Annotated in this window: 10 protein-coding genes; 3 read left to right on the top strand and 7 right to left on the bottom strand. The window is 70.3% G+C overall.

Annotated elements, in window-relative coordinates; genetic code table 11:
- Positions 1-23 precede the first annotated feature (23 nt).
- Positions 24-362, bottom strand: a complete 339-nt coding sequence (locus KBX34_RS24630) for a hydroxyisourate hydrolase (RefSeq protein ID WP_099857337.1) — start codon at positions 360-362, stop codon at positions 24-26.
- 273 nt (positions 363-635) lie between these two features.
- Here KBX34_RS24630 and KBX34_RS24625 point away from each other — a divergent pair, with 273 nt between their 5' ends.
- Positions 636-815: a hypothetical protein gene (locus KBX34_RS24625; protein ID WP_088947704.1), complete on the top strand. Its 180-nt coding sequence runs from the start codon at positions 636-638 to the stop codon at positions 813-815.
- 104 nt (positions 816-919) lie between these two features.
- Here the strand turns inward: KBX34_RS24625 and KBX34_RS24620 are convergent, their stop codons facing one another.
- From KBX34_RS24620 to KBX34_RS24605, 4 genes are all read right to left on the bottom strand, one after another.
- Positions 920-4,141 (bottom strand): BTAD domain-containing putative transcriptional regulator, encoded by a 3,222-nt coding sequence (locus tag KBX34_RS24620; RefSeq protein WP_307871486.1) that lies wholly within the window; start codon positions 4,139-4,141, stop codon positions 920-922.
- 253 nt (positions 4,142-4,394) lie between these two features.
- A complete protein-coding gene (locus KBX34_RS24615; protein WP_210927182.1) occupies positions 4,395-5,834 on the bottom strand; it encodes an AMP-binding protein in 1,440 nt (479 codons plus the stop codon).
- A 162-nt stretch (positions 5,835-5,996) separates the two neighbouring features.
- Positions 5,997-6,611, bottom strand: coding sequence for a YdeI family protein (locus KBX34_RS24610; RefSeq protein ID WP_099852471.1), 615 nt, complete (start codon positions 6,609-6,611; stop codon positions 5,997-5,999).
- A gap of 86 nt (positions 6,612-6,697) precedes the next feature.
- A complete protein-coding gene (locus tag KBX34_RS24605; RefSeq protein ID WP_210927180.1) occupies positions 6,698-7,345 on the bottom strand; it encodes a TMEM175 family protein in 648 nt (215 codons plus the stop codon).
- Between the two features lie 158 nt (positions 7,346-7,503).
- Between KBX34_RS24605 and KBX34_RS24600 the strand changes: the two genes are divergently transcribed.
- A complete protein-coding gene (locus KBX34_RS24600; RefSeq protein ID WP_210927178.1) occupies positions 7,504-8,223 on the top strand; it encodes a VOC family protein in 720 nt (239 codons plus the stop codon).
- Positions 8,224-8,280: 57 nt separating this feature from the next.
- Here KBX34_RS24600 and KBX34_RS24595 read toward each other — a convergent pair whose 3' ends face one another.
- Positions 8,281-8,646: a DNA polymerase ligase N-terminal domain-containing protein gene (locus KBX34_RS24595; protein WP_088947701.1), complete on the bottom strand. Its 366-nt coding sequence runs from the start codon at positions 8,644-8,646 to the stop codon at positions 8,281-8,283.
- Positions 8,647-8,713: 67 nt separating this feature from the next.
- Between KBX34_RS24595 and KBX34_RS24590 the strand changes: the two genes are divergently transcribed.
- On the top strand, positions 8,714-9,355 hold the full coding sequence (locus KBX34_RS24590; protein WP_210927176.1) for an alpha/beta fold hydrolase: 642 nt from the start codon (positions 8,714-8,716) through the stop codon (positions 9,353-9,355).
- A gap of 39 nt (positions 9,356-9,394) precedes the next feature.
- On the opposite strand, the gene KBX34_RS24585 is transcribed toward KBX34_RS24590, so the two are convergent.
- Entirely contained in the window at positions 9,395-10,207 is an 813-nt protein-coding gene (locus KBX34_RS24585) for a class I SAM-dependent methyltransferase (RefSeq protein ID WP_210927174.1), read from the bottom strand.
- Between the last annotated feature and the right edge of the window lie 32 nt (positions 10,208-10,239).

Below are 10,239 nucleotides of genomic sequence, written 5' to 3'. Positions count from 1 at the left end.
TCGCGGCCCGGGCGCCACCTGACTCATCCCCGGGTGCCGAAGTACATCGAGTACGAGTAGGGAGTGAGGAGCACCTGGACCTGGCAGGTGTCGGACTCGTCCTGGACGCGGAAGGTGACCGCGATCTCCGGGTAGGCGGCGCTGACGCCGAGGCCGGAGAAGTAGTGGTCGCTGTCGAAGACGATCCGGTAGGGGCCCCTCTCCAGAAGCTCTGCCGCCCAGTCGTCGATGTGGCCGTCGGGGTCGGACTCCGCGTCGGCGACCGGCTTCCAGCCGCCGTCAGAGGCGCGTTCGAGTCGCGCCCGGATGCCCGCCGCGGGGCGGCCGAACACACCGTCCAAAGCTTGCGCCGAAACACTCATGTCGTTTTCACCTGCCAGTCAGTCCCGTCGCTCGTGCCCGCAGTGCGAACGGGCGACGGTTGGTTGCCGGATTCCCGGCCTTGGGCAGAACTGTGCGCCGGCTGGCTATCGGATGGCCTTCGCCGTTCTATCGCCGGCTATCCGCCGCTATCCGATAGCGGTGATAGGGGTTGGCAGGTGAACAGATAACGCGGTGATGGGGCTCGTTCCTACGTTGGTGACATCGCCGAACACGGCGGAACGAAATCCCCCCTCAGCTGGAGGAACATCGCCATGCGCAACAACGTCTCGATCACCGTCAAGGCCCGTATCGCCCTCGCCGTCGTCGCCGCCGCCATCACGGTCGGGCTGTTCGGAGCGACCGCCGCACAGGCCGACGGCGCCACCGCCCCGGCCCCGGCGGCCACCCCCACGCCGAGCACGACCCCTTCCCCCAGCCAGCCCTGGGGCTGATCGTCACCGCGTGGGGTTCCGGCGGGCCATCTGATCAACGGCCACCGGGCGCACGTCCCGGGAGCCCGGTACGGCTGACGAGCCGGCCGGTAGCACCCCGAGTTTCAGCCCTGACGAATACCCTGCACCACCGAGGAACCGCTGCCCGTGCGATCCGGCCGTTGCGGCCGAGGTTGACGCACCAGCGGAACGACGTTGTCTCGCACCGGTTCGGCCGCCACGGACGCCGGGTGGTCCCGGCCGCCGGCCGCCACGTACGCCTCGGTCAGCTTGGTCAGCACCCGCTGCTCGAACTTCGGCGCGCGGATGCCCCGGAACAGTCCCAGTGCACGGTGCAGGTGCACCACCGCCTGCGTCGCGTAGCCGCGTTCGAGCGCGAGCTCCCCGAGAGCCAGCGACACCCGCGCCTCGATGAGTCGCTCGCCGGCCGTGCTCGCCAGGCTCAGCGCGCTGTGCAGCGCGGTTTCCGCGGCGACCAGATCACCGGCCGTCATGTGCGCCACGCCCATGCCGTGCAGCGCGTACGCCTCACCGACCGGGTCACCGATGTCCTGCACGACCGCCAGCGCCTCGGCGAACGCGCTCGCCGCCGCGAGAGGATCCCCGGTGTTGAGGTAGGTGTCTCCCATCCGGTGCAGCACCTGTGCCTCCACCCGACGGCTGCGGGCGCTGCGGCTCAACGCCAGCGCCTCCGGCAGGATGCTCAGCGCCTCGTGCGGATTGCCGCTCTCCGTGTGCACCTGCGCCAGGCTGTGCAGCACGTAGGCGGCCGCGCCCAGGTCGCCGCTGCGCCGGAAGCTCGCCAGCGCGTGCTCGTAGCGGGTGGTGGCGGCCGGCAGGTCGCCCCGGATCCGGTCGGCGAACGCGATGTTGCGGGTGACCAGCGCCAGCCCCTGCTCGTCGCCGAGCCCACGGAAGATGGCCCCGGCGGCTTCCAGGTCGCGGCGCGCCTCGTCGAACCGCTGTTCGGCGAGGCACAGTGAGCCGTTGGAGTAGAGCATGGCGGCCTGTCCCCGGCTGTCACCCGCCGCCAGGCTGGCGGCGAGCGCGATGCGGTGGGTCTCCCGCCAGTCGTTGAGGTAGATGCGCGGCTCGAAGAGGGTCACCGCGGTGTGGGCGAGCGTCCAGCACAGATCGGTGAAGCCGGCTTGCGCGGCCTGACGCACACCGGCGACCAGCGAGTGCCGCTCCCGTTCGAACCAGTTCAGGGGATGGGTGACCAGCTGGCCGGTGAGCCGGTCCGGCAACGGCCAGCGCGGTGCGTCGCTGTTGAGGACGAAGTAGGCGCCGCCGTGCAGGCCGCAGTGGGCGGCCTCGGCGAGGAACAGCAGGGCACCGAGCACCCGGCACAGGGCGGCGTTGCGGTCGGCGACGGTCTCCTCGGCGGCGAGCCGTTCGCGGGCGAAGACCCGGATCAGGTCGTGGAACCGGTACTGCGGGACCTGCCCCGGCCCCATGCTGGTGCTCTCCACCAGTTGCGCCTCGGCGAGGTCGTCCAGCAGGTCCTGGGCGTCCATCACGGGCTCGTCCAGCAGTGCGGCGCTGACCCACCCGGAGAACGACGGGACGTCGAGGACCGCGAGTCGACGGAAGAGCCGGCGGGCCTCCTCGGTGAGGCTGTCGTAGGTGAGCGAGATGCTGGCCCTGATCCCCATCCCGCTGTGCTTCAGCTCGTCCAGCCGCCGCGCCTCGTTGTCGAGCCGCTCGACCAGGTGCTCGACGGTCCAGTGCTGGCGGGCGGAGAGTCGGGCGCCCGCGATCCGCAGCGCCAGGGGCAGGTTCCCGCACAGGTAGGCCAGTTGCGCGGCCGCGGCGGGCTCCTGGTCGATCCGTTCCCGGCCGGCGACGTGCGCCAGGAGTTCCAGCGAGTGCTCCTCGTCGAAGACGTCGACGTCGAGGTGGATAGCGCCCGGCAGCCCGGCCAGGCGGCTGCGGCTGGTGACCAGCACCGCCGAATGGGGGGTGCCGGGCAGCAACGGCAGCACCTGGCTCTCACCGGCCACGTTGTCCAGCACGATCAGCATCCGGCGGTCGGAGAGCAGGTCACGGTAGAGCTCGGCGCGCTCCTCCAGCACTTCGGGCATCGCGGTCCCGGGGACGCCGAGGGTCCGCAGGAAGCGTTCCAGCACCTGCATCGGGCCGACGCGCTGTGGGCTGCGGCCGTGCATGTCGGCGAACAACTGGCCGTCCGGATACCGCGCCGCGGCCCGGTGCGCCACGTGCACGGCCAGGGTGGTCTTGCCGATGCCCGGTTTACCGGCTGCCACCACGATCGGCACCGCGAACTGCGTCGGGCTCTCGGCGGCCATCAACAGCTGCTGCTCGATCACGTCGATCTGCTTGGACCGGCCGGTGAAGTCGGCGATGTCCGTGGGTAGCAGGCAGGGCACGGTGACCGGGACGACCGGTTCGGTGGGAGCGACGATCACCGGCGGAGTGATCGCGCCGAGGGCAAGGTCGTCCACCGGTGCGACGACCAGCGCCGGCGGGACCGGCACGGGCAGCAGCAGCGGCGGCGCTGGGGAGATCGGCGCTGGTGGGACGGCCGATGGCGGGGCGGGCGCGGGTGAGACCGGTGCGGCGAGTTCCTCGTCGGAGGTGAGGATGGCGTGTTCCAGTTGCTGAAGCCACTGGTTCGGTTCGAGGCCCAGCTCATCGATCATGGTGCGGCGGGCCTGCCGGTAGACGCCGAGAGCCTCGGCCTGACGGCCGGATCGGTACAGGGCGAGCATCAGCTGGCCACGGAGCCGTTCGCGCAGCGGGTGCTGTTCGACCAGGTCGGAGAGCTCGGGGATGAGATCGCGGTGCCGGCCGAGTTCGAGTTCGAGTTCGACGCAGTCCTCGTGGAGGTTGATCCGCCGTTCGTCGAGGCGGTTGGCCGCCGACTGGACCAGCCGGCTTTCCAGCCCGTAGAGGGCACGGCCACGCCACAGAGCAAGGGCAGCGCGAATGTGTCGGACCGCCTCGTCGAAGTTCTGGCTGGAACGGGCCCGGCGACCGCCCTCGACGAGACTGACGAACCGGTCGAGGTCCAGGTCGCCATCGGTGACCCGGAGCAGATAGCCCTGGGACCGGGTGACGATGGTGTCCGGATGGTCGTGGGTGTTGAACAGGCGTCGGAGCGCCGAGACGCAGATCTGCACCTGGGCCCGCGAGGTGCTGGGCAGGTCGTCGCCGTAGATGGCCTCCATCAGGCGCCCCACCGGGACGACCCGGTTGGCCTCCAGCGCCAGGCTGGCGAACACGATCTGCTGCCGGTGTCCGCCCAGGTCCAACCGATTGCCGTCGATCAGAACCTCAAGCGGCCCCAGAACCCGTACCTCCACGAGCACCTCCCCCGCGGTGACGCGGCGTCGGTGTCGCTCGACGCCGTCGTTTCGGTCGGCTGGCGACCCAGCCCTGCAACCGTAGCCAGTTCGGCCTGGAGATAGAGACATCTAAATGCACGACTCACCCCCCGTGTTCGCCTAGAGACTACGAGCAGTCACCACGGGTCGAAAATATGAGAGCCGGTTAGCTGACCGAAGGTCCCAGCCAAACTCGACCTTTCGGCCAGGCAGGTCACCGAAATGCCATGTGTCAGTTACCGCCCGGCAACGTACCCGATTCCATCAGCGACAGTAAAGTTGTCTTTTGCACCTTGCCGAGGGCGTTACGCGGTAACGATTCCACCAGGTGGACACGGCGCGGCCTTTTGTGCCGGGCCAGCCGCTTTTCCACATAGGTCACCAGCGTACGAGCTGCCAGTGACTGCTCGCCGACGATGAACGCCACCACCTCCTGGCCCAGGTCGTCGTGCGGGGCGCCGACCACCGCCACCTCGCGCACCTGCGGATGGGTGAGCAGGCAGTCCTCGATCTCACCGGCACCGATCCGATATCCGCCGCTCTTGATGATGTCGGCGCTGGCCCGCCCGACGATGCGGTATTCCCCCGCCTCGCTGACCGTCGCCACGTCGCCCGTGCGGAACCAGCCGTCGGCGGTGAACGTCTCGGCGGTCTTGTCGGGCAGGTGCAGGTAGCCGTCGAAAAGCGTCTCGCCACGGATCTGCAACGCCCCGAAGGTCTGCCCGTCGGCCGGCACCGGCGCACCCGCGTCGTCCACGAGCCGGGCCTGCACCCCGCGTACCGGACGGCCGACCGACCCGACTCGACGAGGGCCGTCGGCGCGCGTACTGAGCGTTATCAGGGTTTCGGTCATGCCGTACCGCTCGACGGGCCGGTGCCCGGTCAGCCCCTCCAGCTCGGCGAAGACCGGCGCGGGTAGTGGCGCGCTGCCGGAGACCAGCAGCCGGGCCGCGGACAGCGCACGGGCGGCCGTCGGCTCGGCACAGATCCGGCTCCACACCGTCGGCACCCCGAAGTACAGCGAACCGCCGGCGGCCGCGTACCGGCCCGGGGTCGGCCGCCGCGTGTGCACCAGCGGCGAACCGACGCGCAGCGGTCCCAGCAGACCCAGGATGAGACCGTGTACGTGATAGAGCGGCAGACCCTGCACGAGGACGTCCTCGTCGGTCCAGTCCCAGGCGTGCGCGACCGCGTCGATACCGGCCCGGATCGCCGCGTGACTCAACAGCACGCCTTTCGGCGGGCCGGTGGTGCCACTGGTGTAGAGGATCAACCCGGTCGTGGACGGGGCGGGGCCGCTCGTCGGCACCTCACCACGCCGGCCCGGGTCGACCGGCACCACGGGTATCGGACAGTCCGCCAGCACCGGCGCGTCCGGTTCACCGGCCAGCAGCAGCTGGGCCCCCGAGTCGGTGAGCACGTGGGCGAGTTCGGCCGCGCCGGTGTCCGGCGGCACCGGAACCACCGCCACCCCGGACAACAGGCCACCGACGATGGCGGCGACCGTTGCCACGCTCGGGGTGGCGAGCACCGCCACCGTCCCGGCTCCGGCGATGTCGGCGGCCACCGCGCCCGCAGCGGCCCGCAACGCCTCCCGGGAGATGGCGTCGCCGTCGACGCGTACGGCGTCCGCACGATCGGGCACATCTCCGGACAACGACGGCAACAGCATGGCCAGCCCCCTCGCGGCCGCACAAACGCAACCGAAGCTGAATCTACGGACCCGGCCGGCGTCGGCCCACCCCTAACTCCTGACACGGCGGATCCCCGTCGTCGGCCCACCAGTCATCCGGTACAGCCGTTTCGCCTCTGCCGCCGCCCTCGGACGGATGCGCTATGCCGATGGCGGCGGATCCGCTGGCCTGGCCTTCTGCGGATAGAACGTCTCGTGGCGGGCCAGCATCGCGACGAATTCGCGGATCTTCCGCTCCCGCGTCTCAGCCCGCTTGACGCCGTTGACGCGGTGGATGAGAGCGAATCGATTGGCCTTGGTGAGGACGTCGAGCATGGCCTGGGCAGCGGGGTCGGCGGCGATCGCGGCGAGAAGGTCGGCCGGCACCTCGGCCTCCGAGGGAGGAGCGTAGGCGGCCGCCCACCTCCCGTCCGCCTTCGCGGCGTCCACCGCTGCGCGGCCCGGAGGCAGCATCCGACCCTGCTCCTCCAGCCGAGCCACGTTGGCGACGTTGCGCTGCGACCACGAGCTGCGGGGCCTGCGTGGGGTGAACCGGATCCAGGAGCTCTCCTGATCCCGCTTACGGGCCTGCCCGTCGATCCAGCCGAAGCACAGCCCCTCGTCAACCGCCTGTTGCCAGGTCAGCGTGGTGACGGTGCCGCCCTTCCTGGCCAGTGCGAGCCAGATGCCCGGTGACGTGGCGTGGTTGGCCAACAACCACGCACGAAGCCCGTCGCCGTCCGCGACGATCAACTCATCCAGTTCAGCTCCCGCCACGACAGCAGGCTAACCCGACGCCGACCGCGTCCACACCGGGACACCCAGCGATCCGGCGATCCGCGAACGTCGGGGGTCGTGGGGGGCTAGCCGGGCCGGTCGGTGGCCGTGTCCTCGCCGTACTCGCCGCGGATGGGGAGGTAGTAGGCGGGCAGGAAGCCGGCGATGATGACGACACCCGCGATCGGCACGAACGCGCCGACGAGGATGCCTGAGCCGATCCAGACCAGCGCGAGCGCGAACCTGCGGCCGATGGCCCGGATGCCGAAGGGGCCCAGGTCGGGGTCCAGCAGTTTGGCGCGGCGGAGATGGGCCCAAATTATGTTGAACAAGGCCGCCGCCGTCCACAGTGTGGCGCCGTAGACGACGACCGCGACGCGCAGACCCTGTTCCGCGCGCAACGCGTCGGCGAGCAACGACGTGGAGAACGGCAGGAAGGCGATGACCATCAACAGCAGGGTGTTGAGGAACAGGACCTCCCGGTCGACGTGCCGGACCCGGTCGAACATGACGTGGTGGTTGACCCACACCTGCCCGATGAGCAGGAAGCTCAGCGCGTATGCCAGGTACGACGGCCACAGCGCGCCGAGGCCCCGCAGGAGATGCCCGAAGTCCTGCGGGGGTTGGATCTCCAGCACGAGCAGCGTCACGGCGATGGCGAACACAGCGTCGCTGAAGGAGATCAACCGACCGGGTTGACGCACCAGACGAGGATTGTCGCTCTTGGACCGCACGCCCTGATTATGCGGTGACGAGGCTTCTGCCGGAGTGCTGATCGCCGGAGGGCGCTGCCGCAGCGACGCATCGGCCGCATCACCCGATCGGCCCGCTGAAGGCGACGGACGGCTATTTCCATGTGCGACAGGCCCTCCGCGACGCCTAGGAATAGGCCATGACCAACGAGGTGACCGTTCCCCTGCTGCCCTGCGCGTCCATCGACGACATCGTCACCTTCTACGCGGCTCTCGGATTCCACGCCACGCACCAACAACGCAAGCCCAGCCCGTACGTGGCGTTGCGGCGCGAGGATCTGCATCTGCACTTCTTCGAGATGACCGGGTTCGACCCGGAACAGTCCTACGGCTCCTGCCTCGTCCTCACCTCGGATATCGGGGAACTGCACCGGGCGTTCGCGGCGGGCATGCGGGCCGCGTACGGCAAGGTGCTGGTGTCCGGCATGCCACGGATGACCCGGCCCCGGGCGCGGAAGAACTACGACGGTCTGGGCGGGTTCAGCGTCATCGACCCGGGTGGCAACTGGATCCGCGTCGTACAGAACGCCACCACGACGCCCGCGCCAGCCACGACGCCCGACGGACGGCTCGCCAAAGCCCTGGCGAACGCCGTCGTGCAGGCCGACTCCAGGGGCGACGTCCACCAGGCCGTCCGGATCCTCGACAGCGCGCTGGCCCGGCCGCAGGCCGACGACGACCCGGTCGCACAGGTGGAGGTTCTCGTCTACCGCGCCGAACTGGCGATGGTGCTGCACGACCAGGAGACCGCGACGGAGATGCTGAGTCGAGTCGATCGTGTCGTGCTCACCGCGGACGAGACCGCACGGGCAGCGTCCGCGTTCGACACCGCCGCCGACCTCGCAGAGGCGATGCGGTGATCCGACGGCACCGCCCGGCCCGCGCAGACGTGAAGTCCAGAGGGTCGACGACAGCAACTATCCGAGATCGTCGGAGGGCTGTTCCTTCGTCAGGTGGAGCAGCCACCCCTCACCGGTGCGGATCAGCGCGTACCGCCGACTGCCGGTGCGGCCGTGCAACGTGAACAGCATCCGACGGTCGGTGCGGTCGTGCTCCTCCCAGGTGCCGATGTCGGCGATCGACTTGTCGGCGTCCTCGTAGGTGAGGTGATCGAGGTGGTGGTCGGGCACGGCGATGGCGAGCCGGTTGTCGCGGGGGCTGTCCGGCAGGCCCCGCGGCACTGCCCAGGAGCGCAGCACACCGCCCTCCTCGAGCCGCAGGTCGAAGTGCGGCCGTGGTTTGCGGTGATCGTGCAGGACGAAGGCGGGCGCCACCCTTGCCATTGTCGCCGCTGGGCGGCTTCATCGCTTGCCAACGCGCATGTCGTACCCGGGTGCGAGGCTTCGGGTCATGGCGACTTTCGTTCTGATCCACGGCGGTGGGGGCAGCGCCTGGGACTGGCATCTCGTGGTCCCCGAGCTGACCAGCCGCGGCCACGACGTGGTGGTGCCGGACCTGCCGATCGAGGACAGGTCGGCGGGGTTCGCCGAGTTCTGCGACACGGTCGTCAGCGCGATCGGCGACCGGCGCGATCCTGTGGTCGTCGGCCACTCGTATGGCGCGTTCACCGCGCCGCTGATCGCCGACCGGCTGCCGGTGCGGCTGATCGTCCTGCTCACACCGATGATCCCCGAGCCCGGCGAAAAGCCCGGGGACTGGTGGGGCAACACCGGTTATCGCGGCGCGGAAGGGCTCACCGAGGAGGAGCAGTTCTACAACGGGGTGCCGGCCGAGCTGATCGCGCAGGCTGCGGCGCACAACCGGGACCAGATCAGCGCCGAGGCCAACGAGCCGTGGCCTCTGAACGCCTGGCCGGACGTGCCGACGAAGGTGCTCATCGCCCGCGAGGACCAGTTCTTTCCGGCGGACTTCCAGCGCCGGGTGGCCGCCGACCGATTCGGCGTCACCCCGGATGAGATCGACGGCTGCCACGCGGTGTCGTTCAGCCATCCGCAGCAGCTCGCCGACCGGTTGTCCGCGTACCTGCGCTAACGGTGCTGGCAGCCCCTCTCCCAGTCACCGGCGGGGCTGCTACATCGGCGACGCGCCAGTCGTCGGCCGGGTGCCACGGACCGCCCAGGCGCGGGCCGTGAGCCGGATCGACCCGTCGGGTCCGGGCGGCAGCCGGGCGGCGAGCAGATCCCGCAGGGCGGCCTGCTCGGGCTCCGCCAACGAGGCCAGGTACGCCGGGGCGGAGCCCTGCCCGCCGAGGAACGGTGTCCAGTAGTCGGCGAAGCTGGCGAAGACGGTCGGCACCTCGATCGCCCGTACCGAGATGTCCGTGAGCCCGCCGTCGCGCCACAGCGCCTCGAGCACATCCGGCCGGCACAGCGAGAAGCCGCGGCCGTCGTCCCGGGCAGCAGCGGCGGGGTCGAGCGCGCTGGCCGCGTCCCAGAAGTGCCGCATCATCTCCATTCCCTCGGCGTAGTCCCAGACGTACGCGGCCACCGCCCCACCGGGGTTGACCACGCGGGCGAAGTCCGCCACCGCCCGCGCCGGCTCGGGTACGAAGTTCAGCACCAGACCACTTACCACCACGTCGACGGCGTCGTCCGGCAGGGGCAGCACCCGGGCATCGCCGACTGCGAAGTCGGCCCTCGGGTCGGTGACCTGGGCGCGGGCCTGCGTCACGAACCCCTCGGAGGGGTCCACGCCGGTGATCTGGCGCGGTTGCGCGGTCGTCAGCACGGTCGAGGTCAGCACGCCGGTGCCGCTACCCACATCGAGCCAGCGCAGCCCGCGCGGCAGGTCGAGCCAGCGCAGGAATTCCACCGCGACGAGCCGGCTCCACCGACCCACGTAGGCCTCGTAGGCCGTACCGTCGGCCCAGACTGGGGATGCCATGGCGGCACCATACCTGCGGTCGGGAGGGCACG

Source organism: Micromonospora sp. M61 (assembly GCF_018070245.1).
Classification (GTDB): domain Bacteria; phylum Actinomycetota; class Actinomycetes; order Mycobacteriales; family Micromonosporaceae; genus Micromonospora; species Micromonospora zamorensis.
This window is presented reverse-complemented; position numbering and strand designations above follow the sequence as displayed.

Coding starts and splice junctions, on each gene's coding strand:
- KBX34_RS24630 (WP_099857337.1), bottom strand. CDS start 362: ATGAGTGTTTCGGCGCAAGCTTTGGACGGTGTGTTCGGCCGCCCCGCG.
- KBX34_RS24625 (WP_088947704.1), top strand. CDS start 636: ATGCGCAACAACGTCTCGATCACCGTCAAGGCCCGTATCGCCCTCGCC.
- KBX34_RS24615 (WP_210927182.1), bottom strand. CDS start 5,834: ATGCTGTTGCCGTCGTTGTCCGGAGATGTGCCCGATCGTGCGGACGCC.
- KBX34_RS24600 (WP_210927178.1), top strand. CDS start 7,504: ATGACCAACGAGGTGACCGTTCCCCTGCTGCCCTGCGCGTCCATCGAC.
- KBX34_RS24595 (WP_088947701.1), bottom strand. CDS start 8,646: ATGGCAAGGGTGGCGCCCGCCTTCGTCCTGCACGATCACCGCAAACCA.
- KBX34_RS24590 (WP_210927176.1), top strand. CDS start 8,714: ATGGCGACTTTCGTTCTGATCCACGGCGGTGGGGGCAGCGCCTGGGAC.
- KBX34_RS24585 (WP_210927174.1), bottom strand. CDS start 10,207: ATGGCATCCCCAGTCTGGGCCGACGGTACGGCCTACGAGGCCTACGTG.